Source organism: Leifsonia poae (genome assembly GCF_050632195.1).
GTDB lineage: Bacteria > Actinomycetota > Actinomycetes > Actinomycetales > Microbacteriaceae > Leifsonia > Leifsonia poae_C.
Window position 1 is genome coordinate 3,452,580 of record NZ_CP192580.1, and the last position, 26,026, is coordinate 3,478,605.

The window sequence follows — 26,026 nt, forward strand, 5'->3', positions numbered from 1 at the left end:
CCCTTCCGCCTGCGGCCGGCTTCAGGCGTCGAGCAGTTCCAGGATGCGCGTCGTGGTCCCCCAGCTGCGCACGGTCATCTGCTGAAAGACCGGCATGCCCATGAACCGCGTGATCCGCGTCTTCGTGGCCCTCGCCGCCACTCGGGAGAAGTAGATCGCTCCCGGCCCGAGCGCCACCGCATCCACACCCTCGCGCAATTCCGGCATCTCGGCGAAGGTCGCGGCGGCAGCCGACGTGTCTTTCAGGAAGAAGACCTCGCTCCTCAGCTCGGAGGAACCGTGGTCGGCGGGCGCCTCGGCGACCGTCTCTGCGAGCTGCTCGCGTGACCGCAGGATGACGAGGATCGGGATCTCGAACCGCGCCTCGAGCATCCGCTCGATCTCCGACTCGAACTTGGTCGTCTATGCGCGGCGTGCGGTGAACAGCACGTTCCCGCTCGCGGCGAGGGTGCGTACGTTTTGAAACCCCGCATCCTGAAAACAGGCAACGAGGTCCGGCATGCCGATCAGATTTCTGCCGCCGACGTTGATCCCGCGCAGCAGCGCCACGAACTCGGTCATCGGCCGGCCCCCGGCTCGAGCCCCAGCACCGCGCCGATGCCGAGGTGGTCGAGACGCGCGGGGTCTGCGAGCACCTGCAGAGCCGTGATCCGGTCGCCCGTGATGTCGAAGGCCATGATCGACGAGACACGGCCGCCGAGCACCGCGGCGACTCCGGGCCGACCGCCGATGAGCACCGGGGTGGAGTGGGCGGCCAGCCGACCGGACAGCACCGCCTGGGCGGCGATCGCATCCGCACCCGAGACCGTCTGGGTGCTGGTGCCGTAGTCCGCGCGGAGCACGGCGCCGTCGTCGAGGAGCGCGAGAAGAGCGGACACGTCGCCGCTCTCGGCGGCTATGAGCCAAGCGTCGATCAGGCGCCTCGCTCGGCGAGGATCGGGGCGGGCCGGATCGGTCGCGTCGCGCACCCGCCGACGGGCCCGGGATGCGAGCTGCCGCGCGGCATCCGGAGACCGGTCGAGGGCGTCGGCGACCTCGTCGAACGGGCGCCCGAAGACGTCGTGCAGCACGAACGCGACCCGCTCGGCGGCGGTCAGCGTGTCCAGTACGACGACGAGTGCCGTCGTCACGCGATCGCCGCGCTCGGCTTCGAGCGCCGGGTCGCCGATCGCGGACTGCGGCTCGATCGGCCAGGGCTCCACCTCCCACGAGCGCTCGCGAGCGCGTCGGGGTGCCCGCAGGATGTCGAGGCTCACCCGGGAGACCACGGTCGTCAGCCACGCGTCCAGGTTCTCGATCGTCGAGACGTCGGTCCGGCTCAGTCGCAGCCAGGCCTCCTGCACGGCGTCGTCGGCATCGGCGGAGGAGGAGAGCAGGCGGGTCGCGATCGCCCGCAGCCGCGGTCGCGCAGTCTCGAACCGGTTCGCCAGAATTCTCTGATCGGTCATGTCACATCCTCCGTGTGTTGCTCGTCACCCTATCGACGGGTCGCACGGCTCGGATGTGACACGACCGACAGGAGAAGCTCATGAACACACCCATCCTCGTGACGGGCGGCACCGGCACGATCGGCCGCCGCGTCGTCCCCCTGCTCCGGGCGGCCGGGCGGGAGGTGCGCATCCTGAGCCGTCACCCTCAGCCGGATGCGCCCGGCGTCCAGCACGTCGCGGGTGACACGGTCGCGGGAACAGGGCTCGCTGAGGCGCTGGACGGCGTCGGGACCGTGCTGCACCTCGCCGGCGGGGCGAAGGGCGACGATGTGTCCGCGCGCAACGTGGCGGCGGCTGCGAACGCTGCAGGCTCGACGCATCTGCTGCTGATCTCCGTCGTCGGCGCGGACAGGATGCCGATCGGCTACTTTCGCGCGAAGGCCGCCGCCGAGCAAGCGGTCGCCGAGTCCGGGGTGCCGTGGACTGTGCTGCGGGCTGCCCAGCTGCACGAGTTCGTTCTGCCCATCGCGCGCGGCCTCGCGCGGCTGCCACTCATGGTCGTGCCGGGCGGGCTGAGGTTCGAGCCGGTGCACGGAGACGAAGTCGCTGCACGCCTGGCCGACCTGACGCTTGGCGCTCCTGCCGGACGTGTGTCCGACATCGCGGGTCCGGATGTGCTGGACGTCGCCGAGCTCGTGACCGCATACACGGCTTTCCACGGCAAGCGGCGGCCCCGTGTTCCCGTGCGGCTTCCCGGTGCCGTGGGACGCGCTTACCGGGCGGGGGACAATCTCGCCGACGCGTCGGCGCTGCGGGGTCAGCGCGGGTGGCCGGAGTTCCTCGCCGAGCAGGCGGCCTCGACGCAGGCCGGGCTGCCCTCGGGCGTCAGACCAGTCGACCCACTGAGGCGAGCGCGGCCTTGAGCAGCACGCCGCGGCCGCCCTCCATCTCCTCCGCGATCTGCTGGGTGACGGCCTCCTCGGGCCGCATCCAGGTGAGTTCGAGCGCATCCTGTCGCGGCTCGCACGTGCCGGTCACGGGGATGACGTAGGCCAGCGAGACGGCGTGCTGGCGGTCATCCGTGAACGGTGTCACGCCCGGCATCGGGAAGTATTCGGCCACGAGGAACGGGATGGGGCTGGCCGGCAGCTGGGGGAAGGCCATCGGACCGAGATCCTTCTCGAGGTGGCGGAAGAGCGCCTCACGCAGGGTCTCGCCGTACATCACGCGGCCGGAGACCAGGGTGCGGGTCATCTCGCCGACAGCGTTCGCGCGCAGCAGCACGCCGACCTCGGTGACCTGGCCCAGCCCATCCACCCGCACCGGAACGGCCTCCACGTAGAGCAGCGGAAGGCGGCGGCGCGCCTGCTCGAGCTCGATGTCGCTCAGCCAGGCGGGCCCCTCCTGGGGCATGTCGTCGGGCGACTGATCGGGGTTCGGGTCTGGGGTGCGAACGCTCATGCACTGATACTACGGAAGCCGAGGCGAGAGAATGGGGAATCCGACCCGACCCACCCGACCACAATCGCCAGGAGCCCACGTGCCGCTGCCAGCGCCAGACCTCACCATCGACCGCGAGGCCGTCCTCTGGTCCGCCTCCGAGCGGGACAGGGCAGGCCGGCCGTTGCTCGTACTCCTGCACGGGTACGCGTCCGACGAGGCCGACCTCTTCGGGATCTCGGCGTACCTCCCGCTCGAGCCGGTGATCGCATCCGTTCGCGCCCCGATCCCCGAGGGTCCCGGGTTCGCCTGGTTCTCCCGGTTCACCAACGTTCCGGGCAACCCGCTGGCCGCGAACGCCGATGCGGCGGCGCGCGCCCTGCTCGAGTGGCTCGACGAGCAGCCGGCCACGCCCACGGGTCTGCTGGGCTTCTCGCAGGGTGGATCGATGGCCTTGCAGCTCCTGCGCCTCGCTCCCGAGCGCTTCGACTACGCGGTTCAGCTCTCGGGCTTCGCGGTGCAGGGTGAGCAGCCCGGGGATGCGCGGCTCGTGGAGAACCGCATCCCCGTCTTCTGGGGCCGAGGCACGCTCGACGAGACCATCCCGACGGCGTCCATCACGCGCACCGCGGAGTGGTTGCCTGATCACTCGGAGCTCGACGCCCGCATCTACGAGGGGATGGGCCACTCCATCTCGTCGCGTGAGCTCACCGACGTCTCGGGCTTCATCCGCCGCCACCTCCCCGCCCCCTCAGCCGCCTGAAACGAGGGGTCGCAACACGCCGTCTGTGCGGCGCACCCGACGGCGTGTTGCGACCCCTCGATTTCTGGGTCGACGAGGACGGGTGACGGGTGTCGGTGGATGGGGAGAGGATAGACGGATGAGCGACGTGCTCGACCGGTTCTCCCCCGCGACCCGTGAGTGGTTCAGCGGGGCCTTCGCCGCGCCGACGCCCGCGCAGGTCGGGGCGTGGGATGCGATCTCCCGCGGCAAGCACGCGCTCGTCATCGCCCCGACCGGGTCGGGCAAGACGCTGGCGTCCTTCCTCTGGGCGATCGATCGTCTTGCGGCGAGCAACGAGTCGGGCGCGCCGAAGACCCCCGGCACGCGTGTGCTCTACATCTCCCCGCTCAAGGCGCTGGGTGTGGATGTCGAGCGCAACCTTCGCGCTCCCCTGGTCGGCGTCACGCAGACGGCCAAACGTCTCGGCGCCGAGCCGCCGCACGTCTCCGTGGGCGTCCGCTCCGGTGACACCACCTCTGCCGACCGGCGCGCGCTGCTGCGAACGCCGCCGGACATCCTGATCACCACTCCGGAGTCGCTGTTCCTCATGCTCACCTCGGCGGCGCGCGAAACGCTCGCGACCGTCGAGACGGTCATCGTCGACGAGGTGCACGCCGTCGCCGCGACCAAGCGCGGCGCACACCTCGCGCTCTCTCTGGAGCGACTGGATGCGATGCTCGAGAAGCCGGCACAACGCATCGGGCTCTCGGCGACCGTGCGCCCGCCCGAGGAGGTCGCCCGCTTTCTGGGTGGCCGCGCCCCGGTCGAGGTGGTCGCCCCCGCCTCGGGCAAGCGCTTCGACCTGACCGTCGTCGTGCCCGTCGAGGACATGAGCGAGCTCGGCACCTCCACTTTCGCCAGCGACAACGACGACGGCTCCCCGCAGACCGGGTCCATCTGGCCGCACGTCGAAGAAGCGATCGTCGACCGGGTGCTCGACCACCGGTCCTCCATCGTGTTCACCAACTCCCGGCGGCTGGCGGAGCGTCTCACCGCGCGGCTCAACGAGATCTATGAGGAGCGCATCCTGGGCGGGGTACCTGTCGAGGAGTCTGGTGGTCAGGGCGCCCGCCCGCCAGCGGAGCTGATGGGCGCATCCGGGCAGACCAAGGGCTCCCGCGAGGCCGTCGACGACGGACCCGAGACGCTCGTCCTGGCCCGCGCCCATCACGGCTCGGTCAGCAAGGAGCAGCGCGCCCTCATCGAAGACGACCTCAAGTCGGGGCGACTGCGCTGCGTGGTCGCCACGTCGAGTCTCGAGCTGGGCATCGACATGGGCGCGGTCGACCTCGTCGTACAGGTCGAGGCTCCCCCGTCGGTGGCGAGCGGACTGCAACGCGTCGGCCGCGCCGGCCACCAGGTCGGCGAGGTGTCTCGCGGCGTCGTGTTCCCGAAGCATCGTGCCGACCTCATCCACTCGGCGGTGGCGAGCGAACGGATGGTCGCCGGGCTCATCGAGACGCTGCGGGTGCCGGCCAACCCGCTCGACATCCTCGCGCAGCAGACAGTCGCCGCCACGGCGCTCGAACCCATCGACGCCGACGACTGGTTCGATACCGTCCGCCGCAGCGCGCCGTTCTCGACGCTCCCCCGTAGTGCTTACGACGCCACGCTCGACCTGCTCGCGGGGCGCTATCCGTCTGACGAGTTCGCCGAACTCCGCCCGCGCGTGGTCTGGGACCGCGACACAGGAACGATCACCGGCCGCCCCGGCGCCCAAAGACTCGCCGTCACCAGCGGCGGCACCATCCCCGATCGCGGGCTCTTCGGTGTCTACATGGTCGGGGAGAAGGCCAGCCGGGTCGGCGAGCTCGACGAGGAGATGGTCTACGAGTCACGGGTCGGGGATGTGTTCGCGCTCGGTTCCACGAGCTGGCGCATCCAGGAGATCACCCACGATCGCGTGCTCGTGACCCCGCCTTCGGCGAGCCGGGCCGATTGCCGTTCTGGAAGGGCGACGGATTGGGGCGGCCCGCCGAGCTGGGCGCTGCGGTCGGTGCGTTCATCCGCGAGGTGAGCGGAGCATCCCCAGCCGACGCCGAACTACGCTGCGTCGAAGCCGGACTCGATCGGTGGGCCACGACCAATCTGCTGTCCTTCCTCGAGGAGCAGAAGACCGCGACCGCCCACATCCCCACCGACCGCACACTCGTGGTGGAGCGCTTCCGCGACGAGCTCGGCGACTGGCGCGTGGTGTTGCATTCCCCATACGGCATGCAGATCCATTCGCCGTGGGCGCTCGCGGTGCAGGCGCGCGTGCGAGACAAGTACGGCATCGACGGCGGTGCCATGGCGGCCGACGACGGCATCATCGTGCGCATCCCTGACACCGAGACCCAACCTCCTGGAGCCGAGCTCTTCGTATTCGAGCCGGAGGAACTGGATGCGCTGGTCACGAGCGAGGTCGGCGGGTCGGCGCTGTTCGCCTCGCGTTTCCGCGAGTGCGCGGCGCGGGCCCTGCTGCTGCCGAAATACAACCCGGGCAAGCGCTCGCCCCTCTGGCAACAGCGGCAGAAGGCGTCGCAGCTGCTCGACGTGGCCCGCAAGTACCCGAGCTTTCCGATCATCCTCGAGACCGTGCGCGAATGCCTTCAGGATGTGTACGACCTCCCCGCCCTCGACGAAGTGACCAAGCAGATCGCGCAGCGGCGCATCCGGCTGGTCGAGGCGAGCACAGAGACCGCGTCGCCGTTCGCCCGGTCGCTCCTGTTCGGATATGTCGCTGCGTTCATGTACGAGGGCGACAGCCCGTTGGCCGAGCGTCGGGCGGCCGCGCTCTCCCTCGACGCGGGGCTGCTCGCGGAGTTGCTCGGGCGGGCCGAGTTGCGAGAGCTGCTCGACCCGGCGGTCATCGAGCGGGTCGAGAGCGAACTGCAGCGGCTCGCACCCGACCGGCGTGTGCGGGGCATGGAGGGTGTGGCCGATCTGCTCCGGATGCTCGGTCCGCTCGCCGTGGACGAGGTGTCAGCGCGGTTGCAAGGGCAAGGGGTCGCCGTCGCTGACGACGCCGAGGCCGCGCCCGCTCCGGCGGCGGACCAGGCCACCGCATCCGCTCACCTGACCGCGCTGGTCGAGGCGAAGCGAGCCCTGCTCGTGACGATCGCGGGCGTCGAACGCTATGCGGCCATCGAAGATGCCGCCCGGTTGCGCGACGCCCTCGGGGTTCCGCTGCCGATCGGCGTTCCCGTCGCGTTCATCGAGCCGGTCGACGACCCGCTCGGCGACCTGGTGAGCCGGTTCGCGCGAACACACGGACCGTTCACGTCCGCCGACGTCGCCGACCGATTCGGACTCGGAGCAGCGATCGCCGCCGACGCCCTGCGCCGGCTCTCCCACGAGCGCCGCGTGATCGAGGGTGAGTTCCGCCCGCATGCGTACGGCGCCGAGTGGTGCGACGCAGAGGTGCTCCGGCGCCTCCGTCGCATGTCGCTCGCCGCGCTGCGCCACGAGGTCGAACCGGTCGACACCGCCACCCTAGCTCGGTTCCTGCCCGACTGGCAGCACATCGGCGGAACGCTGCGGGGTGTGGATGCGGTCGCCTCGGTTGTCGAGCAGCTCTCGGGCACGCGCATCCCTGCCTCGGCCTGGGAGTCGCTCGTGCTGCCGAGTCGCGTCACCGACTACAGCCCGGCGATGCTCGACGAGCTCACGGCGACCGGGGAGGTGATCTGGTCGGGCGACGGCGCGCTCCCGGGGTCCGACGGCTGGGTCAGTCTGCATCTGGCGGAGGCGGCCCCGCTGACGCTCGCGCCGCCCGCCGAGCACGAGACCGACGAGCTGCAGCGCGCGGTGCTGGCCGAGCTCTCGCGCGGCGGCGGCTACTTCTTCCGTCAGCTCTCGGATGCACTCGGCACTGCCGCAGGGTCGCCCGTCGACGACACCGCTCTGGTCACGGCGCTCTGGGATCTCGTCTGGGCGGGGCTGATCACGAACGACACGCTCGCTCCGCTGCGAACGCTGACCGGCGCATCCGGAGCCCACAAACGCCCGAAACAAGCGCCCCGATCGCGGATGTATCGGGGTCGGGCTGCGGCCCGGTCGGCGATGGTCACCCGGATGGGGCCGCCGACCGTCGCCGGACGCTGGTCGATGCTGCCCTCCCGCAACCTCGACGCGACCGTGCGGGGGCACGCGACCGCCGAGACGCTGCTCGATCGCTACGGCGTCGTCACTCGCGGATCTGTGATGAACGAGGGCGTGCCCGGCGGCTTCGCGCTCGCCTACAAGGTGCTGAGCGGGTTCGAGGAGACCGGACGCGCGCGGCGCGGATACTTCGTGGAGACGCTTGGCGCCGCTCAGTTCGCGACCGGTGCGACCGTCGATCGTCTGCGCTCGTTCGTCGTCGACCACACGCAGGAGCCCGAGAACGCGGCTGTTTCGTTGGCCGCGACCGACCCGGCGAATCCCTACGGCGCGGCCCTTCCGTGGCCGACGGTTCCCGGCGACGCGGGCACGGGCCACCGCCCCGGACGTAAGGCCGGGGCACTCGTCGTGCTCGTCGACGGAGCGCTCACCATCTACGTCGAACGGGGCGGCAAGAGTCTCCTGTGCTTCGTCGACGCGAGCGAAACGGGTTCGGAACTCACGCTACGGGCCGCCGCGCACTCGCTGGCTTCGCTCGTCACTCGCGGCCGCGTCGACAAGCTCGCCATCGAGACGGTGAACGGCGACTTCGTGCTGGGTTCACCCCTCGGGGATGCCCTCGGCGACGCAGGATTCCTCGCCACGCCGCGAGGATTGAGGCTCCGCAAGCGAGCCGCCGGCACGGAGCCGTCTGATGCCGGAGGGGGACACCGTCTACCAGGCCGCGCGGCGACTGGATGCAGCGCTGGCCGGGCGCATCCTGACCGCGAGCGACTTTCGTGTGCCCAAGTTCGCGACCGTCGACCTCGCGGGCGAACGGGTGGATGAGGTCGTCAGCCGGGGCAAGCATCTGCTGATCCGGGTCGGTGATGTGACGATCCACAGCCATCTGAAGATGGAGGGTTCGTGGGAGGTCTACGGTCCCGGGCAGCGGTGGCGGCATCCCGCGTTTCAGGCGCGCGTGGTGCTCCGCACCGAGGAGACGACCGCCGTCGGGTTCCTGCTCGGGCTGCTGGAGGTGATCCCCGCGACCGCGAGGACGAGTCGGTGGGCTACCTCGGCCCCGATCTGCTCGGGCCCGACTGGGATGCGGAGGAGGCGGTGCGCAGGCTCGCCGCGCATCCTGAGACCCCGATCGCCGTCGCGCTGCTCGACCAACGCAACCTGGCGGGCATCGGCAATGTCTACGCCAACGAGCTGTGCTTTCTGCGCGGGATGCTGCCGACCCGGCCGGTAGGCGAGGCCGACCTTCCGGCGACGGCATCTTTGGCGCACCGGCTGCTCACGGCCAACCGCGACCGGACGGTGCGGGTGACGACGGGCGACACCCGACGGGGTCGGAACACGTGGGTCTACGGGCGTCGAGGCGATCCCTGCCGGCGCTGCGGAACGCCGATCCAGCGCTCCGAGCTCGGTCGCGTCGAGGGCGAGGAACGGGTCACATACTTCTGCCCGAACTGCCAGACCTGAGGAGGGTCACGCTCGGCCCGCGTTAGCTCGCGGTTCGCGCCAGGTCTCTTGTTAACCGGGCCGCAGACACTCCTGTCGGTGAGGGATGCGCGGGGCCGGGTACGGAAGAGGCGGGGCGCACCACCCCGCGCCCCGCCTCTTTTTCGCGCGAACTCTGCGTTTCGCGCCGCGGCCGGTCAGGCGGCCGCGTTCCGGACGGCCGTCGGGCGACCGTGCTCAGAGGGCCGTGTTACGCGGCCTGCTCCTCGGCATCCTCGTCCTGCGCGCTGCGCACGCCGGCGAGGGCGGTCGACCACGACTCGAGCTGCTCGAACAGCGGGGTGAGGGCCGCGGCCTGCTGAGGGGTCGCCTTCAGCGCCCAGTTCTCGAAGTCGTGCGCGAGGCTCAGGCCGACCTGCGCGGTGACGGTCGCCACCTGCAGGGTCGACAGCACGAGTCGCAGGTGCTCGACGGCGCGAGCGCCACCGAAGACTCCGTAGCTCACGAATCCGGCCGCCTTGTTGTTCCACTCGGCGCCGACGTAGTCGATCGCGTTCTTGAGCACACCGGACGTGCTGTGGTTGTACTCGGGCGTCACGAATAGGTAGCCGTCGAACTCACCGACCTTCGCCGCCCAAGCCTTCGTGTGCTCGCCGACGTACTGACCCATCGCGGCGGGCATGGGCTCGTCGAGGTGCGGCAGCTCCCAGTCCTTCAGGTCGACGAGCTCGTACTCGACACCGGTGCGCTGCTCGGCGTGCTCGAGCACCCACCGCGCGACGGATTCGCCGTTGCGTCCCGGACGCGTGCTTCCGATGATGATGGCGATCTTGGTCATGGAGAGACCTTTCATTGTTGATGACATGTCACCGATCCGAACGCGCACCGCTCACGATCCATTCCCGCGCTATTCATTCCCGCGCCCGCGCATCCGTCGCCCGTTGCCACCCCTGCCGCCGCTCCTCCGCCGTCGAATCGTGCGAAAAGTGCGGTTTCGGGATGCGCGACCGCACGTTTCGCACGACTCCACAGGCTCGCCCGTCCACAGGCACCGCATCCGCACCCGCAGCGCCCTCACGCGCGGGCCCCACACGCGCACTCGGCCGGGTAGGCTCGACGCCCGGGAGAAGGGATCGCCGATGGCCAGGTCGGAGCGCAAGCGGCAGGACGACACGGAACTTCCCGAGAACGCGACCGAGGAGGAGCGGCGGGAGGCGGGCGACCGGCTGCGGGAACGCATCTACGCCACCTTCACGGCGCTGGCCGTGCTGGTCGCGCTCAACAGTCACGCCGAGACGCCCGACGCCGGCGACATCATCTGGACACTGGTGATCTCGGTGGTGGGCGTTCTCCTCGCCGGACTCACCTCCGACCTCATCTCGCACATGATCGTGCACAACACGCTGCCCAACGGCCGCGAGTTCCGGCACATGGCGGCCGTCGCATCCCGTGCCCTCGGGGTTCTCGGCGTGCCCGTGATCGCGCTCGTGGTCGCCGCGTTCGACGTGATCGAGACCGGCACCGCACTGATTATCGCCCTCGTCGCGCTGATCGTGTCGCTCGCGGTGATCGCGCAGCTCGCCGTGAAACGCACCGGCCTCAGCTTCTGGAAGAGACTCGTCGTGCTCGCGGTCATCGTCGCGCTCGGGATCGCCGTGGTCGCCCTCGAGCAGCTCGCCCACTGACCTCGCCCTTAGCCCACGCCCCTCGCCGACCACCATTTGCCACTTCCCGTCGCTCTCAGCCCCTGAAAGCGACGTTTACTGTCATCCGGGCCTCGGCGCCCCTGTCGTGGGAGGATGCCTTATGCCCAGCGCTTTCCCGAAACCCGACCCGCGGAAGCTGACGGCCGACGAGGACGACCTCTTCACCGCCTTCTACCGGATGCGCCGCGGATTCGACCGCGCGCTCGACGCTCAGCTGCAGCGCGACCACGGCGTCTCGATCTCCGAACTCGAGGTGCTGATGGCGCTCGTGCGCTCCCCGGGCCGCCGCCTGCGGGTGCGCGAGCTCGTCGCGATGACCGGCTGGGAGAAGAGCCGCGTCTCCCACCAGGTCACGCGGATGGAGGCCCGCGGCTTCGTCGACCGGCAGGAGTGCGCGGAAGACAAGCGGGCCAGCTATGTGCACCTCACCGGCGAGGGCCGCAGGGTCGTGGTGCGGGCGCTGCCCGAGCACACGGCGACGATCCGGCGCATCCTGTTCAACCCGCTGAGCGACGAACAGCAGGCTGAATTCCTGGAGATCTCACAGCGGATGAACGCCGCCATCGACGAAGAGCCTGAGTCCTCGCATCGCCTCAACTGACGAAAACCGTCAGTTAATGCAGACCGTGTCGCTGTAGTTGTGCGCAGGTGAGCTCGCGGTCGGAGCGGGAACGCTGGTCGCGGGCGTGGATCCGGCAGTCGGTGCGGCGGGCATGATCCCGTCCTCGCCGAGCACGACGGTGACCCCGGTGACCTTCGACGTCTCCTGGACGGTCGCACCGGGCAGGTACGCGGCGACGGCCTTGGCCTGCGCCTCGTGACCCGACGGGTACTGGATGGTCGTGGTCGCGGTGGTGCTCGCATCCCCGGCCGTGCCCGTCTTGAAGCCGGCTGCAGCCAGCGTCTGGGTCGCAGCCGTCGCCGCACCGTTGGCGCTGCCGCCGTTCAGCACGGTGACGGTCGTGTCGGCGGGCTTGGCCGCAGTGGCCTTGTCGTATGCGCCGGGGCTCGGCGGGTTGACCAGGTTCTGGATGAATCCGGGCATCGCCGCCGTGTCCACCTGCACGATCGACAGATTCTGGCCGTTCACCCGGATCGTCGGCGTTCCGGAGATCGGGATGGTCGCGGACTGGATGCCGCCACCGGTCAGCCCACGCATCTGGCCCGCTAGAGAGAGGAAGTTGAGGTCGGGGTCGGTTTCGAGCGAGCCGCTGACCGCATCCAGAACCCTCGTCAGTTTGCCCGGATTGAGAAGCGTGCCCGCCGAGAGGAACTTGTGCGCCTCGACGGAGAGGAAGTACTGCTGACGCACGACCCGGTCGAGGTCGCCCCGAGGCAGGCCGTGGCGCTGACGCACGAAGGCGAGAGCCTGGTGGGCGTCGAGGGTGGAGACACCGGCCGGGAATTTCGCCTGCGAGTACGGGTCGTTGACCGCGTTGTTCAGGCACACCTGGATCGGCCCGAGCGAGTTCGCGATGTCGTAGAAGCCCAGCAGCGAGACGCGCACGTAGTGGTCGATCGTGAGGCCGGTGAGATTCTGCACGGTCTGGATGAGCAGCTGCGCTCCACCCGCCGGGTTGGCATTGCCGCCGCCCATCGAGAACGCCGAGTTGAGTTTGTTCATCCCGTGGCCGGGGACATCGACCCACGAGTCGCGGGGAAGGGAGATGAGAGTCGCCGACTTGCCGTCAGCGGGGAGGTGCAGAACCATCATGGTGTCGGTGTTCGTGCCGCCGCCGTCCGCTGTCGTCCCGAGCTGGTCGAGCTCGGCCTTCGAAGCGTTGTCGGGACGGTGGTCGTCGCCGACGAGCAGGATGTTCTGGGCGGTTCCGTCGGCATCGTTGGCCGGCTTGTTCGACTGCGAGATGGCGTCGACGTGCTTCACGCCGTTGACGAAGCGGAAGTAGCTGTACGCCGCGTAGCCGCCGACGACCAGCAGCACGACAGCGAGGCCGAACGCGGTCCAGCCCAGGATGCGCGTCGAGCGCCTGCGACGCTTGCGGGGCTTACCGGGCTTGCCCGGTTCGCTCGGGCCGTTGCCGCCGTCATCGCCGTTGCCGCCGAAGCCGCCGCCGTTGCCGCGGCCGTTGCCGCCGCCGTTGCCGCTGCCGCTGCCGTTGCCGTTGCCGCGGCCGTTGCCGCCGCCGTTGCCGCCGAAACCGTTGCCGCCGCCGAACCCCGCACCGCCGCGGAACCCCGCAGCGCCGACCCCCGCCGCACTCGCCGCCTGGCTCCCCTCCGCCGGGCGCGTCGCACGCACGGGCCGCCGCGGGTCGCGCTCGGGAACGCGGCCGAAGATCTCGGTGGCCGGGTCACGATCGTCGCGGGGCTCGTCGGATGAGGGAATGGTCGGGCGTCGCACACGCAAACGTTATTGGAACGCGCCTGCGAAAGAACTGGCTGAAACGGGGTTTCCCCAGGAATCGTCAGCGGGCTCTCAGTCGAAGAGCCTCCGGAACACGTTGGTGTCTGCGAGGTCTATCAGCTCGTCGCCGCGCCCCGACATGATCGTCCGCAGCGCGTAGAGCGTGAAACCCTTCACCTGCTCGGCCGTGATCGCCGGCGGAATCGACAGCTCCTGCCGCGCCACCACCACGTCCACGAGCGCAGGTCCGTCGTGTTCGAATGCCGCCCGCAGCGCCCCCTCTAGATCGTCGGGCTGCTCGACCCGCTGGCCGTGGATCCCCATCGCATTGGCGACGTCGGCGAAGTTCGGGTTGTCGAGTCCCGTTCCGAAGTTCACGAAGCCGGCGGCCTTCATCTCGACCTCGACGAAGTTCAGCGACGAGTTGTTGAACACCACGATCTTCACCGGGAGCTTGTTCTGCCGCAGCGTGAGCAGCTCCCCCATCAACATCGCGAGGCCGCCGTCCCCGGCGAGCGCCACCACCTGCCGACCCGGAAAAGCGGATTGGGCGCCGATTGCCTGCGGCACTGCGTTCGCCATCGAGCCGTGCGAGAACGACCCGATCAGGCGACGCGAGCCGTTCATCTGCAGGTAGCGGGATGCCCACACGACGGGCGATCCGACATCCGGAATGAACACTGCATCGTCGGTGGCCAGCTCGCTGATCTGGCGCGCGACGTATTGGGGGTGGATGGGCATGCGGTTGCGGTCGTTCACCGCGAGGTCGTCGAGGCTCTTGCGCGCCTTCGCGTAGTGCGCCGTCGACGCGTCCAGGTGCTTCGTCTCGGTGCGGTCCTTCAGCAGCGGGAGGAGCGCATCCACCGTGTCCCGAACGCTGCCGACCAGCCCCAGGTCGACAGGAGTGCGGTGTCCGAGCTGCTCGCCGCGGATGTCGACCTGGATGATCTTCGCCTTCGACGGATAGAACTGCTGGTACGGAAAATCGGTGCCCAGCATGAGCAGCACGTCGCAGCTCTCCATGGCGCGGTATCCGGATGAGAACCCGAGCAGTCCGGTCATCCCGACGTCAAAGGGGTTGTCGTACTCGATGAACTCCTTGCCGCGTAGCGCGTGGACGACGGGCGCCTTCAGCTTGTCTGCGATCGCGACCAACTGCTCGTGCGCGCCCTCGGCGCCGGCACCGCCGAGGATCGTGACCTTGCGCGCCGAGTTGAGGAGATCGGCCGCCGCCTGCAGCTCGGTGTCCGCCGGGCGCGTGACGCGCGGCGAGTATGTGATCGGCGCCGACTTGCGGCGGCTGATCGCGTCCTTCAAAAAGACCTCGCCCGGGATGACCACCACGGCGACCCCGCGCCGCTCGATCGCCGTGCGCATCGCGATCTCGAGCACGCGGGGAAGCTGCTCCGGGATGCTGACCAGCTCGCAATACACGCTGCACTCGCGGAAGAGCTCCTGCGGGTGCGTCTCCTGGAAGTAGTGGCTGCCGATCTCGGCCTCGGGGATGTGCGCAGCGATCGCGAGCACCGGAACCCGGCTGCGGTTCGCGTCGAAAAGTCCGTTGATGAAGTGCAGGTTGCCCGGGCCGCAGCTTCCGGCGCACACGGCGAGCTCGCCCGTGAGCGCGGCCTCCGCGCCGGCTGCGAACGCCGCCGCCTCCTCGTGGCGCACGTGCTGCCAGGCGACGGCGGCTGCCCGGCGCAACGCATCCGTGAACCCGTTGAGGGAGTCGCCGGGAAGTCCGTAGACCCGTTTCACCCCCGCGTCCTTGATGATCTCCACGATGGTGTCGGCGACGGTCGGCATGGCGGGGCCTCCTAGCGATGGGTCGAACTTTTACGACCATACGCTTGCGGTCCCTGCCCCGATACCTCGGGTCGGCGCGGCCTCCCTGCTGAGACCTAGCTGTCTACCGTTACGGTGGATGGTAGCCGTTTCCGGTCCGGGGGAGCCGGGAACGAGGTCACCTCAGACCCGACCTCAGGAGTCGCCCGCATGGTCAAGCAGGCTCGCGCCCAGCTCACCCGAGACGCCATCATCGCCGGTGCGGCAACCGTGTTCGAGCGGCAGGGATACGGTGCCGCGTCGATCGCGGAGATCGCCGCCGCCGCATCCGTCACCAAGGGCGCCTTGTACTTCCACTTCCCGTCGAAGGATGAGCTGGCTCACGCGGTCATCGAACGGCAGCACGAGATCGCGATGATCGCAGGCGGCGCCATCATGGAGCAGGGGTATCCGCCGGTTGAGACGATGATCCGGCTGTCGGCGGGGCTTGCGGCGCAGCTCGTCAGCGATCCCATCGTGCAGGCGGGCATCCGGCTCACCACCGAGGTATCGAACTTCGAGCGACCGGTCGTCGACCCTTACGAGGACTGGCTGGCCACCATCGAGGGCCTTGCACGGCGGGCTGTCGAGGAGGGCGAGTTCGAGCCGACGGTCGACCCGGCCATCCTCGCCCACTTCATCATCCCGTCGTTCACCGGTGTGCAGCTGGTGTCGGAGACCCTGACCGGCCGTGAAGATCTGCGAGAGCGCGTGCGGCAGATGTGGGCGATTCTGTTGCCGGGGCTCGTGCCGGCCGACCGCTACGAATCGCTCAAGGACCTGCCCGACCTCATCACTGCTGACTGATCCCTGGCGCGCGCGGGCTGCGCGGACCCCAGGAACCGGCAAAGGCGCCGACGGGGACCGTCACACCCCCAATCTGCGACGGTCGGGCAGCGTCGGCGCCCCACCCCTGAATAATACACGCAACCGGACGCACGGTATGTTTCGTGGTTTCACAACGAGGTTTCACAACCAGGGGTCGCAACACGCCGTGAGCACGCGGTGCTCGACGGCGTGTTGCGACCCCTCGTTGATCGGGCGGCGGCGGGAGGAGCGGGTCAGCGCTCCCAGTCGACCTTGATGCCCTCAGCGGCGCCGAAGCGCTCGAGGTGGCTCGCGAGAACGTTCTCGACGCGCTCGAGGGTCTCCTCGTCGTCCGCGACAGCGGTCAGCACGAGCCGACCCGGTTCCACCAGGACGCGTCCCTCGGCGTCGCCGATCTCGAGCGCGTGGCCGTTGGGGACCTCGCGCGTCGTCAGCTTGGTGCTGAGGTGCGAGACGAGCTGCTTGGCCCAGCGTTCCGGGCGGTCGGTGTGCACTTCGGCGCGGGAGGAGAGAGCGTATTCGGTCACGCGCCCCACCATACCCACCGGCGGCACGGCGTCGATAGAGCACATCCGTCGACATCGCCCTGCGGTCGACTCGCACCGCGTCGCTAGGGTGGGCTCGTGCCCGAGACCTTCCCGGCGACCGCCGACTTCACCGCCCTCACGAGGCCGATCACCCCCGCCGACGTCGCAGCGTTCCGCCGCGAGGTGCGTGCCAGCGGCGCTCGGTGGGGCGGAACCTCCACGACGATCATCGTGTGGAGCGTGCTCGGCACCCTGCTGGCTGTCTTCGTGTTCGGCCCGGCGATCTTCTCGGTCGTCTCGGCCCCTTCCCTCTCGGGCGCGATCTTCCTGGCGATAGCGGTGGCAATCGTCGCCGTGGCCGTGACGTTCGCGGTTTTCGCGCGCCGAACGAAGTGGGGCGGCTGGATGCGTCTCGCCCAGTTCGCCCGCGCCAACGGTCTCGCATACAGCCCTGTCGCAGACGCGCCCGGATACGCAGGAGCGATCTTCCACGAGGGCTCGGCCCGGCGCATCCTGGACCGTCTCACCGCGACGGCGGGCCGTTACTTCGACGTCGGCAACTACGAGTACACGACCGGATCGGGCAAATCGCGCCAGGTGCATCGGTGGGGCTACCTCGCCGTGCAGCTCGACCGGCCGATGCCGCACCTTCTGCTCGACGCCAAGAGCAACAACGGCCTCTTCGGCGCCACCAACCTGCCCGACGTCTTCGCCCGCTCCCAGCGCCTCTCGCTCGAGGGCGACTTCGACCGCTACTTCACGCTGTACTGCCCCGCCAAGTACCAGCGCGACGCACTGTATTTTCTGACTCCGGATCTGATGGCCCTCTTCATCGACGAGGCGCAGGCCTTCGACGTGGAAGTGGTCGACGACTGGATGTTCGTCTACTCCTCCGCGCCCTTCCGCATGACGGACGCCTCTGTCGTGCGCCGGCTGTTCCGCATCCTGGCTACCGTCGGCGCCAAGAGCACCGACCGAGCCGGGCGATACAGCGACGACCACGCCGGTGCCGTCCCTGGGCAATCGATCGCCCCGCAGGGAAGGCGCCTGCGGCACTCGTTCCCGCTCCTGGGCATCGCGATCGCCGTGATCCTCGCAGGCTGGTGGCTGTTCAGCATGGTCGTGGCGCGTTGACGCTCAGGTTCTGGACGGCCCCGCCGGTACACTGACTGCGGGGATCACCGACCAGAACCACGGTGACGGATGCGGGGCAGCAGTGAGTACCAATCGCAAGAAGAAGCGGGTGACGCTTCGACTCGTCTTCATCGACGCCTGGTCGAGCGTGAAGCTCGCCTTTCTCGTCGCGCTCGCGCTGGCGGCCGTGACAATGGTGGTCACATTCTTCGCATGGAGCCTGCTCGCGAGCACGGGCCTGCTCGACACGGCACGCAGCCTTCTCACCGACATCGCGGGCGCGCAAGGCTCCTCGCTGCTCGACGGCATGACCTTCAACAGTGTGATGGCGTTCACGGGCGTGGTCTCGCTGCTCGAGCTGATCATCGTGACGGCGCTCGGCGCGGTCTTCGCCGCCCTGTTCAACCTCGCCGTGCGGGTGACCGGAGGCGCGAAGGTCGGCTTCGGCAACGACTGAGGCGGCTCAGTTCGCTGCGGTGGCTTCGGTACGTCGCGCGAGCACGAGCTCGAAGAGGTAGCGCTTGGTCACCCGCCCGCTGAACTGCTCGTCGATGACGTGCCCGATGCAGTCGAGCAAGTTCGCGCGCTGATCGGCCGACAGGCTCAGGATGTTCGAGTACGTCTGCAGCAGAGCGAGATAGTCGGCGGTGGCGTACTCGATCTCGACCGGGAACCGGTGGTCCTCAACGTCTGTCAGCAACGGGGAATTGAGCAGTTCCGCAGTGGCGGGCTCCAACGCATCCTCTGCCGGAAGCTCCTGATCCTTCGGGGTGTCAGGATCGAAGCGTTCGTAGCACTCCCGCGTGGCCGCGAAGAAGCCCTCGGTGCCTCCCGTCACGTGGTGTGTCCACACGATCCCTACGCTGCCGCCCTCCCGGACCGTCCCTGCTGCCCTCGCGACCCTGGTCGAAGGGTCGAGCCAGTGGAAGGCAGTGGCGCAGAAAAAGAGGTCGAACCGCGCATCCGTCGGCTGCCAGCGATCGAAGTCGTCGACCACGATGTCGATCTGCGGAAAGGCCTCGAGATTTCTCTTCGCGACGGCCGCCAGGCTCGCACCGAGCTCCACCGCGGTGACGGTCCATCCCCGCTCGGCCAATGAGCGGGTGGCCTGACCGGTGCCCGGGCCGACCTCGAGCACGCGCGCATCCGTCCCGAGGTCGCCGTACTCCGCGACCGCGTCGAAGAGAGCGGGCGGGTAGGTGGGGCGGGTGACGGCGTATCGTTCCGCATCCCGGTCGAAGGTGTGCCGACGGCTCCCGGTCACGATGGTCAGGCGACGACAGTCAGGCGACGGGGAGTCGCTGGAGGCCGGTGACGAGCAGGGTGACACCGAACGCGAAGGCGTCGGCCTGGTTCTCGGAGCCGTCGAGCGCATCCGGAGTCGCCCCGTCGGCCAGAACGCCGAGGCTGTCGTACTGCAGCCGCTGCTGCTCGTGCGAGACGTGCCCGAGGATGAAGTGCAGCAGGGCGGTCGCGGCACGATGCGCGGTCTCTTCGTCGAAGCCGCCCGCCTCGATCGCCGCGGTCAGACGGGTCAGGGGTGCGGATGCGCCCAAGCCGAGTGCGAAGGTGCTCGAGACCACCTCGGCTCCGTCACGGTAGGCGAGTAGCGCATCCCGGAGCCCCGCCGCTTCGGCACGGGTGCGCTCGACCCAGTCGGCGTCAGGATGCACGGCCGGAGCGTGCTGCGCGACGATCCGGTCGGCGAGTTCGGCGAGCAGCGTCTGCTTGTTCGGGAAGTGCCAGTAGAGGGCGCTCGGCTGAACGTCGAGCGCCGCGCCCAGCCGTCGCATCGTGAGGTCGGGAAGTCCGAGCTCGTCGAGGATGCGGAGGGCCGCCTCGGCGACGTCGTCGCGCGAGTGCCGCACGTATCGGGGGTTCGCGCTTTCGGTTCCGGCCATGGCGCAAGTATAGTGAACGCAGTTCAGGTGAACGGTGTTCAGGTGAACGCCGTTCAAGCCCCATCCGACGCTAGGAACCAGGACCTCATGACGCGCCTTCGCCTCGACACCACCGACATCGCCCGGATCGCCGTGTTCGCCGCCGTCGTCGCCGTGCTCGGCCTTCCGGGCGGATTCTCCGTCTTCGGTGCGGTTCCCATCACAGCTCAGACGCTCGGCGTGATGCTGGCTGGGGCCGTGCTCGGTCCTTGGCGCGGCGCCCTCTCGATGGTCGTTCTGCTGGCGCTTGTCGCCGTCGGCCTGCCCCTGCTCTCTGGCGGTCGCGGCGGGATCGCGGTGTTCGTCGGTCCGTCGGCCGGCTACCTCATCGGGTGGATCTTCGGCGCTTTCGTGATCGGCGCGATCGTGCACGCCGGCGGGCGCAAGCCGAGCTGGCTGCGCACGGCGGTGGGCGTCGTGGTGGGCGGCATCCTCGTCGTCTACGCGTTCGGGATCCCTGTGCAGGCGTTCGTCACACGACTTCCCTCGCCGAGACCGCCCTGCAGAGCACGGTGTTCCTGCCCGGCGACCTCATCAAGGCCGCGATCGCCACGGTGATCACCATGACACTCGTGCGCGCGTACCCGCGGGCGTTCCGGCTCCCCACGAGGGTGCCCGTCGCGCAGAGCACGTCCGACGCGGCCTCGACGGCGACCGACCGCGAGACAGGCAGCCGGGTTCTGTGACGCTGCTCGCGCATCCGGAACTCGTCGCAGCGGTGGCGGGATACGAGACGCCCGTCGAACCCGGACGGATCGTGCCCGTACTCGACGGCGACCCGGTCGAACGGATCGTCGCCGCGTTGAGCATCCGTTCCCGCGGCGGCATCCCCCTGGTCGGCGACGACCGGTGGAGTGCCGAGTATTGCGAGAGTGTGCGCCGACTGGCCGACGAAGCCGGCACACACCCCGAGCAGGCCTGGGCGACTCTCACGTCGGGCAGCACCGGCACTCCGCGCATCCTGTTGCGTACCGCCGAGTCGTGGGCGGCGTCCTTCGGCGCTATCGCTGATCTGCTCGAGCTGACGGATGCGGATGCGATCTATCTGCCGTCGCCCGCCGCATCCTCGCTGAGCCTTTTCTCCGTCGCACACGCGTTCGCCGCGGGGGTCTCGCTCGTCGTTCCGCTCGGACACACCGTGACCGCGGCCGACCTCGCGGAGTCGACGGTCTTCCATGGCACACCGACCTCGCTGCGTGCGGTCGTCGAGGCGGGCGGGGGCCCGCGCCTCCGGGTCGCGCTCGTCGGCGGGGCCGACCTCGATTCGGCGCTCCGGGAGCGGGCCGAGTCGCTCGGGATTCGCGTCGTGGCCTATTACGGCGCCGCCGAGCTATCGTTCGTTGCGGTGGATGCGGGCGATGGTCTTCGCGCATTCCCCAGGGTCGATCTCGCCCTGCGTGACGGAGAGCTTTGGGCCTCCTCGCCCTACTTCGCGTCGCGCGCGCTTTCCGCGCGCGGCGCCCTCCGCAGCGACGACACTGGATGGGCGACGGTCGGCGATCGCGCCGACCTCGTCAACGGTCGGCTGACCCTGCGCGGGCGCAGCGATGACGCGATCCTCACCGCGGCGGCCACCGTGATTCCCGCGGAGGTGGAGGCCGCGCTGCGCCGGATCGACGGGGTCGGGGATGCGGTCGTCTTTGGCTTTCCTGCGCCCGGAGTCGGGGCACTCGTGTCAGCCGTACTGGAACCGGACGGTGCACACCCGCTGCCCGCGGCGGCCGTTCTGCGCGATCTCGTCACGACGGGCCTGGCGTCGGCGTATGTTCCGCGGCGGTGGTTCACGGTCGCGGAGCTTCCGCGGACGGTGACAGGGAAGCCGGCGCGTGCGGAGATCGTGCGAAGCGTTCTGGCCGGGGAGGTGGCGCGGCTTGGCTAGCGTTCCCCTTGTGGTGGCGGCACGGCGGACCCCCATCGGCACACGCGGTCGGGGCCTTGGCGCGCTCACTGTCGATCAGTTGGCGGCGCCGGTGCTGCAGGCGAGCATCCGGGATGGCGCGGAGGCGCTCGGGGCCACCGCCTTCGACCTCGGCGACGTCGTGCTCGGCAACTGCATGGGCCCCGGCGGCAACCCGGCCCGGGTCTCCGCATTGGCCGCTGGTCTCGACGCGACCGTTCCCGGTCTCACGATCGACCGGCAGTGTGGGAGCGGGCTGTCCGCGGTCCTCGTGGCGGCGGACGCCATCCGTGCGGGCGACGAGCGCGTGCGCCTCGCAGGCGGGGTGGAGAGCGCCTCGACCGCGCCCGTCCGCTCGATCGACGGCGTTCCGTACGACCGCGCGCCCTTCGCACCCCACGGATTTCCCGACCCCGGCATGCCCCGAGCCGCGGAGGACCTCGCGGCCGCGACCGGCATCTCCCGCGAGCGACAGGATGAATACGCCGCGCTGAGCCACCGCCGCGCCACCGACGCGGTGCAAGACAGCCGCTTCGCCGCCGAGCTCGTCCCGCTCGCGGGGCTCACCCGCGACGATGCCATCGGTTCGGTCGACGACCGCACCCTCATCCGCTTCCCCACTCTCTTCGAGAGCGGGACGCTCACGGGCGGCAACTCTTGCCGCGTCAGCGACGGAGCGGCGGCCGTGCTCCTCGCACCGAGCGGCCTCGCCTGCGACGCACCCGGACTCGCTCTCCGCTCCCAGGCGACCGTGGGCTGCGATCCCGCACTCCCGGGTCTCGGTGCCGCGTTCGCCATCACCGCTGCGCTCGACCGCGCCGGGGTATCGCTCGCCGAGGTCGCCGCCTTCGAGATCGTTGAAGCGTTCGCCGCGCAGCTGCTCGCCGTGCTCGGCACGCTCGGGCTGGCCGACGACGACCCGCGCGTCTGCACCGACGGCGGGGCCCTGGCACTCGGACACCCCTGGGGTGCCAGCGGCGCCGTGAGTGTCGTCCGGCTGTTCTCGCGGCTTGTCCGTGGGGGCGCGCCCGCCGGAACACTCGGCGTCGCTGCCGCCTCCATCGGGGGCGGAATGGGCGTCGCCGCCGTCTTCGAGGTGCAGCGATGACCGACCTGTCACTCCGCGACGTCACGGTGCGACTGGATGAGCGCATCGCCCTCGAGTCCGTCACCGTCTCACTCGATCAGCCCCGGATCGCCGTGGTCGGCGCGAACGGTTCGGGCAAGTCGACCTTCGCCCGGCTCCTCGGCGGCCTGATCGCTCCGACGGCAGGAACGCTCCGAGTGCACGGCCTTGACCCCGCCCGCGAGGCGACAGCGTTGCGCCGCCGCACGTCGTTCGTCTTCAGCAATCCCGACGCCCAGATCATCATGCCGACCGTCGCGGAAGACGCGGCCTTCTCGCTCCGCGGCGAGCGCCTCCCCCGCGCCGAAGTCGCCGACCGGGTGGCCACCGCGCTGGCGCGATTCGGGCTCAGCGACCTCGCCGACCGCGCTGCGCACGATCTCTCCGGGGGCAGAAGCAGTTGCTCGCGCTCTGCGCAGCCCTCATCCGTCGGCCATCGCTCGTGATCGCGGATGAGCCGACGGCGTATCTGGATGCGCGCAACAGCATCCTGATCGCCGATCACCTGCTCGAGTCTGCCGAGGAGCCGGGGCACCAGCTCGTGCTCGTCACCCACGACCTGCGCCTGGCCGCGCGCTGCGATGTCGCGGTGCGTTTCGAGGACGGGCGGCTGGTCGACCTCGGCAACCCGGGCGACGTGGTCGATCGCTACGAGGAGAGTCTGCGATGCTGACGCTCTATCGACCGGGTTCAGGATGGCTGCACCGCGCACCCGCGGGCCCGAAAGCCGCCGGTCTGCTCGTCATCGTGCTAGCGGTCTCGTTCCTACCGTCGACGTTCTGGGCGGCCGGAGTCGCCGCGGTGATCGCTGTGCTCGGGTTCCTCGTCGCGGGCCTCGGCTGGCGCGAACTCGGTCGCCAGACCGTGGCCGTTCGCTGGGTGATCGTGATCACGCTGGCCGGGCAGCTGCTGTTCCTCGACGCCGAGTCCGCTATCGCCAACACGTCCCGCGTGGTCTGCGCCGTGCTGCTCGCCTCGCTGCTCGTGCTGACGACCCGGGTGTCGGACCTGCTCGACGCTTTCGAGCGTGGACTGCATCCGTTCGCCCGGTTCGGGCTCGACCCAGCGCGGGTCGCTCTGGTGCTCGCGGTCGCGGTGAACACGATCCCGGTGCTGGCTCGGCTCGCCGCCGGGGTGCGCGAAGCCCAGCGTGCCAGAGGTGTGCGCGGCAGCCTCAAGGGGTTCGTGATCCCGTTCCTCGTCGTGTCGCTCAAGCACGCGGACGACCTCGGAGACGCCCTCACAGCAAGAGGCGTAGGGTGACCGGGATGCGCATCCACGGCCAGACGATCGACGAGCAGACCCGTTGCGTGCACTACGGCACCGCGGAAGACGTCATCGCGATCAAATTCGCCTGCTGCGGCCGTTACTACCCCTGCCACCTCTGCCACCAGGAAGATGCCGACCACCCCGCCGAGCAGTGGCCGCTCAACCAGCGCGACCGGCTCGCGGTCATCTGCGGCGTCTGTTCCACGGAGCTCACGATCGCCGACTATCTGCAGGTCTCCGGATGCCCGACCTGCGGCGCCGCCTTCAATCCCGGCTGCAAACTCCACACCCCGCTCTACTTCCAGACGTCCTGACGCCGCCGCGCCGCGCCGCGAGTCGCGGAAAATCGACCTTCCCACCGCCCGGGAAGGTCGATATGCCGCCACTCGACGGCAGGCGGAGTCAGAACGCGAGCACGACCTTGCCACGGGCGCGGCCCTCCGCAAGGTGCCGGATCGCGTCAGCCGCCTGCGCAAGCGGGTACACCGTGTCGATCGCGGGGTCGAGGCTGCCCGCCTCGACGAGCCGCCCCAGCTCCGCCAGGTCGGCGGCGTTCTCCTTCGAGATCAGCCCGAGCAGAGCCTGCTTGGTGAACGGGTTCAGGATGCCCGCGAGCACGACCCGCCCCATCCCGCCGAGCAGCGACCCGCCCGATTCGCCGCCGACGAGCACGAGCCTGCCCTCCGGCGTCAGGATGCGACGCAAGCGCGAGAGCCGTCGGTTTCCCGCGGTGTCGATGATCGCATCCCAGCGTTCGGTGCCGGTCGTCACATCCTCGACCGTGTAGTCGATCACAGCGGCCGCGCCGAGCTCGCGAACGAGGCCTGCCTTGGCGCCACTGCACACACCCGTGACGGATGCGCCGAGCCCGACCGCGAGCTGCACCGCGTAGCTGCCGACGCCGCCCGCCGCTCCAATCACGAGCACGCGCTGACCCGCCTGCACTCCCGCGGCGCGAACAGCCTGCAAAGCAGTGACGCCTGAGATGGGCAGCGCGGCGGCCTTCTCGTAACCGAGCTCGGCGGGCATCCGGACGACCTCGGGCTCCGCTGCCACGAGGTACTCGGCAAAGCTCGCCTCGGCGCTGCCGAACACGTCGTCACCGGGCTGGAACGTCGTGACCTCGCCACCGACCGATTCGACCCGGCCGGCGTATGCGAGCCCGCGCACGGGCTGCTTCGGGCCACGCATCCCGAACCCCATCAGCCGCATGAGAAGGGGGCGGCCAGTGAGCAGATGCCAGGTGCCCGCGTCCACTCCCGCCGCTCGCACCCGAATGAGCACCTCGTTCGGCGCAGGCTTCGGGATGCTCAACTCGGCCTGCTCGAGAACGTCGTACGAGCCGTAGCGGTGCTGCCGGATGGCGCGCATCGTCGTGGTGGAAGTCGTCGCGGACATGGTGGAACCTTTCGAATCAGTCGGGGTACTGGAAGACGGAGTCGAGGGGAACCCCGAACACCTGAGCGATCTGGAACGCCAGCTCGAGGGAGGGCGAGTACCGCCCCTGCTCGATCGCGATCACGGTCTGACGGGTCACGCCGATCCGGTCGGCGAGGTCGGCCTGCGTCATCTCGCCGGCGGCGAATCTGAGCGACCGGATGCTGTTGGTCACCCGCGTCGGCTTCACCATTCGGGGAGTCCCCTGCGGTAGGCGGTGAGCCGGGCGACGGAGCCGACGACGGCCGAGAGCACGAACGCGAGGTAGACGGCGTTGGCGATCCAGAAATAGTCGGTCTGGAACATCGCGAGCACCAACGCGGCGAGCGCGCCGATGACGACGAAGGATTGGCCGACTCGGTCGCCGAACCACCTGATCTGCTTGTCGCGCAGGTCGGTGCGGTCTTGCGGCCGGGGCGATCCAATCGAGACGAGGATGCCCGCGATGATTCCGGCGACGATCGCGCCACCGACTGTCCACAGCAGCGGCGCAACGTAGTCGGCCTGGGCCAGGGTCGTCGCGCCGCCCACCTGGGACAGCACGAGCACGAGGTAGACCGTGTACCCCACCACCGAGATGACCAGGAACGCCCAGGCGTTCTTCTCTTCGTATGACATCATCACTCCTGTAAAACATTGTTGACATTCTCAAGGTAAAACAGAAGCGACATCGTGTCAAGAATTATTTACACACAATCCGGCTGAACGACGTCTCGACCGCGCGCCACCATAAGGAACTTCTCACCCCGCCTCCCGCCCGCTGAGCCGGGATGCCGTCGATAATGAG

Annotated in this window: 22 protein-coding genes and 5 pseudogenes; 15 read left to right on the plus strand and 12 right to left on the minus strand. The window is 69.5% G+C overall.

Features of this window, described 5'->3' with window-relative positions; translation table 11 throughout:
* Nucleotides 1-21: 21 nt before the first annotated feature.
* A pseudogene (locus tag ACQ86A_RS17370) lies at nt 22-561 on the minus strand (DUF1697 domain-containing protein).
* Nucleotides 558-1,448 carry a sigma-70 family RNA polymerase sigma factor gene (locus ACQ86A_RS17375; protein WP_431278181.1) on the minus strand — a complete coding sequence of 297 codons (891 nt, stop codon included), beginning with the start codon at nt 1,446-1,448 and terminating at the stop codon, nt 558-560. The pseudogene ACQ86A_RS17370 and the gene ACQ86A_RS17375 overlap by 4 nt, the downstream one beginning before the upstream one ends.
* 80 nt (nt 1,449-1,528) lie before the next feature.
* Between ACQ86A_RS17375 and ACQ86A_RS17380 the strand changes: the two genes are divergently transcribed.
* Nucleotides 1,529-2,353, plus strand: coding sequence for an SDR family oxidoreductase (locus ACQ86A_RS17380; protein ID WP_431278182.1), 825 nt, complete (start codon nt 1,529-1,531; stop codon nt 2,351-2,353).
* Here ACQ86A_RS17380 and ACQ86A_RS17385 read toward each other — a convergent pair.
* The gene (locus tag ACQ86A_RS17385) at nt 2,316-2,891 is read right to left on the minus strand and encodes an NUDIX hydrolase family protein (RefSeq protein WP_431278183.1); all 576 of its coding nucleotides are present in this window, start codon (nt 2,889-2,891) and stop codon (nt 2,316-2,318) included. The genes ACQ86A_RS17380 and ACQ86A_RS17385 overlap by 38 nt on opposite strands.
* Before the next feature lie 79 nt (nt 2,892-2,970).
* On the opposite strand from ACQ86A_RS17385, the gene ACQ86A_RS17390 reads away from it, so the two are divergent.
* From ACQ86A_RS17390 to ACQ86A_RS17400, 3 genes and pseudogenes are all read left to right on the plus strand, one after another.
* Nucleotides 2,971-3,633, plus strand: a complete 663-nt coding sequence (locus tag ACQ86A_RS17390) for an alpha/beta hydrolase (protein ID WP_431278184.1) — start codon at nt 2,971-2,973, stop codon at nt 3,631-3,633.
* 118 nt (nt 3,634-3,751) lie between these two features.
* A pseudogene (locus ACQ86A_RS17395) lies at nt 3,752-8,565 on the plus strand (ATP-dependent helicase).
* Nucleotides 8,483-9,207 (plus strand): annotated as a pseudogene (locus ACQ86A_RS17400) (DNA-formamidopyrimidine glycosylase family protein). Before ACQ86A_RS17395 ends, ACQ86A_RS17400 begins: the two co-directional pseudogenes overlap by 83 nt.
* A gap of 229 nt (nt 9,208-9,436) precedes the next feature.
* Here ACQ86A_RS17400 and ACQ86A_RS17405 read toward each other — a convergent pair.
* The gene (locus tag ACQ86A_RS17405; RefSeq protein ID WP_431278185.1) at nt 9,437-10,024 is read right to left on the minus strand and encodes an NADPH-dependent FMN reductase; all 588 of its coding nucleotides are present in this window, start codon (nt 10,022-10,024) and stop codon (nt 9,437-9,439) included.
* 301 nt (nt 10,025-10,325) lie between these two features.
* On the opposite strand from ACQ86A_RS17405, the gene ACQ86A_RS17410 reads away from it, so the two are divergent.
* Both ACQ86A_RS17410 and ACQ86A_RS17415 read left to right on the plus strand, forming a co-directional pair.
* Nucleotides 10,326-10,871, plus strand: coding sequence for a hypothetical protein (locus tag ACQ86A_RS17410; RefSeq protein WP_431278186.1), 546 nt, complete (start codon nt 10,326-10,328; stop codon nt 10,869-10,871).
* Nucleotides 10,872-10,992: 121 nt separating this feature from the next.
* Complete coding sequence (locus ACQ86A_RS17415) at nt 10,993-11,493, plus strand: MarR family winged helix-turn-helix transcriptional regulator (RefSeq protein ID WP_431278187.1); 501 nt, start codon at nt 10,993-10,995, stop codon at nt 11,491-11,493.
* Between the two features lie 9 nt (nt 11,494-11,502).
* On the opposite strand, the gene ACQ86A_RS17420 is transcribed toward ACQ86A_RS17415, so the two are convergent.
* A complete protein-coding gene (locus tag ACQ86A_RS17420) occupies nt 11,503-13,254 on the minus strand; it encodes an LCP family protein (RefSeq protein WP_431278188.1) in 1,752 nt (583 codons plus the stop codon).
* A 75-nt stretch (nt 13,255-13,329) separates the two neighbouring features.
* Nucleotides 13,330-15,063 carry a ubiquinone-dependent pyruvate dehydrogenase gene (gene poxB / locus ACQ86A_RS17425; RefSeq protein WP_431278189.1) on the minus strand — a complete coding sequence of 578 codons (1,734 nt, stop codon included), beginning with the start codon at nt 15,061-15,063 and terminating at the stop codon, nt 13,330-13,332.
* A gap of 189 nt (nt 15,064-15,252) precedes the next feature.
* On the opposite strand from poxB, the gene ACQ86A_RS17430 reads away from it, so the two are divergent.
* Nucleotides 15,253-15,888 carry a ScbR family autoregulator-binding transcription factor gene (locus ACQ86A_RS17430; RefSeq protein WP_431278190.1) on the plus strand — a complete coding sequence of 212 codons (636 nt, stop codon included), beginning with the start codon at nt 15,253-15,255 and terminating at the stop codon, nt 15,886-15,888.
* Between the two features lie 254 nt (nt 15,889-16,142).
* On the opposite strand, the gene ACQ86A_RS17435 is transcribed toward ACQ86A_RS17430, so the two are convergent.
* Nucleotides 16,143-16,436, minus strand: a complete 294-nt coding sequence (locus tag ACQ86A_RS17435) for a DUF2218 domain-containing protein (protein ID WP_431278191.1) — start codon at nt 16,434-16,436, stop codon at nt 16,143-16,145.
* 96 nt (nt 16,437-16,532) lie between these two features.
* Here ACQ86A_RS17435 and ACQ86A_RS17440 point away from each other — a divergent pair, with 96 nt between their 5' ends.
* Both ACQ86A_RS17440 and ACQ86A_RS17445 read left to right on the plus strand, forming a co-directional pair.
* Nucleotides 16,533-17,570, plus strand: coding sequence for a hypothetical protein (locus ACQ86A_RS17440; protein ID WP_431278192.1), 1,038 nt, complete (start codon nt 16,533-16,535; stop codon nt 17,568-17,570).
* An 82-nt stretch (nt 17,571-17,652) separates the two neighbouring features.
* The gene (locus ACQ86A_RS17445; protein ID WP_431278193.1) at nt 17,653-18,027 is read left to right on the plus strand and encodes a DUF3566 domain-containing protein; all 375 of its coding nucleotides are present in this window, start codon (nt 17,653-17,655) and stop codon (nt 18,025-18,027) included.
* 6 nt (nt 18,028-18,033) lie between these two features.
* Here the strand turns inward: ACQ86A_RS17445 and ACQ86A_RS17450 are convergent, their stop codons facing one another.
* A complete protein-coding gene (locus ACQ86A_RS17450; RefSeq protein ID WP_431278194.1) occupies nt 18,034-18,834 on the minus strand; it encodes a class I SAM-dependent methyltransferase in 801 nt (266 codons plus the stop codon).
* Nucleotides 18,835-18,853: 19 nt separating this feature from the next.
* Nucleotides 18,854-19,471, minus strand: a complete 618-nt coding sequence (locus tag ACQ86A_RS17455) for a TetR/AcrR family transcriptional regulator C-terminal domain-containing protein (protein ID WP_431278195.1) — start codon at nt 19,469-19,471, stop codon at nt 18,854-18,856.
* An 87-nt stretch (nt 19,472-19,558) separates the two neighbouring features.
* On the opposite strand from ACQ86A_RS17455, the pseudogene ACQ86A_RS17460 reads away from it, so the two are divergent.
* From ACQ86A_RS17460 to ACQ86A_RS17485, 6 genes and pseudogenes are all read left to right on the plus strand, one after another.
* Nucleotides 19,559-20,196, plus strand: a pseudogene (locus ACQ86A_RS17460) (biotin transporter BioY).
* Nucleotides 20,193-21,389 carry an AMP-binding protein gene (locus ACQ86A_RS17465; protein ID WP_431278196.1) on the plus strand — a complete coding sequence of 399 codons (1,197 nt, stop codon included), beginning with the start codon at nt 20,193-20,195 and terminating at the stop codon, nt 21,387-21,389. Before ACQ86A_RS17460 ends, ACQ86A_RS17465 begins: the two are co-directional and overlap by 4 nt.
* Nucleotides 21,382-22,515: a thiolase family protein gene (locus tag ACQ86A_RS17470; protein WP_431278197.1), complete on the plus strand. Its 1,134-nt coding sequence runs from the start codon at nt 21,382-21,384 to the stop codon at nt 22,513-22,515. The genes ACQ86A_RS17465 and ACQ86A_RS17470 overlap by 8 nt, the downstream gene beginning before the upstream one ends.
* Nucleotides 22,512-23,206 (plus strand): annotated as a pseudogene (locus tag ACQ86A_RS17475) (energy-coupling factor ABC transporter ATP-binding protein). The gene ACQ86A_RS17470 and the pseudogene ACQ86A_RS17475 overlap by 4 nt, the downstream one beginning before the upstream one ends.
* Entirely contained in the window at nt 23,200-23,796 is a 597-nt protein-coding gene (locus tag ACQ86A_RS17480) for an energy-coupling factor transporter transmembrane component T family protein (RefSeq protein ID WP_431278198.1), read from the plus strand. Before ACQ86A_RS17475 ends, ACQ86A_RS17480 begins: the two are co-directional and overlap by 7 nt.
* A 5-nt stretch (nt 23,797-23,801) precedes the next feature.
* Nucleotides 23,802-24,116 carry a CHY zinc finger protein gene (locus ACQ86A_RS17485; protein WP_431278199.1) on the plus strand — a complete coding sequence of 105 codons (315 nt, stop codon included), beginning with the start codon at nt 23,802-23,804 and terminating at the stop codon, nt 24,114-24,116.
* An 88-nt stretch (nt 24,117-24,204) separates the two neighbouring features.
* On the opposite strand, the gene ACQ86A_RS17490 is transcribed toward ACQ86A_RS17485, so the two are convergent.
* From ACQ86A_RS17490 to ACQ86A_RS17500, 3 genes are read right to left on the minus strand one after another with little or no spacing between them, the layout of a single operon-like run.
* Complete coding sequence (locus ACQ86A_RS17490) at nt 24,205-25,200, minus strand: NAD(P)-dependent alcohol dehydrogenase (protein ID WP_431278200.1); 996 nt, start codon at nt 25,198-25,200, stop codon at nt 24,205-24,207.
* 16 nt (nt 25,201-25,216) lie between these two features.
* Entirely contained in the window at nt 25,217-25,432 is a 216-nt protein-coding gene (locus ACQ86A_RS17495) for a helix-turn-helix transcriptional regulator (RefSeq protein ID WP_431278201.1), read from the minus strand.
* Nucleotides 25,426-25,857, minus strand: coding sequence for a hypothetical protein (locus tag ACQ86A_RS17500; RefSeq protein ID WP_431278202.1), 432 nt, complete (start codon nt 25,855-25,857; stop codon nt 25,426-25,428). The genes ACQ86A_RS17495 and ACQ86A_RS17500 overlap by 7 nt, the downstream gene beginning before the upstream one ends.
* Nucleotides 25,858-26,026 lie beyond the last annotated feature (169 nt).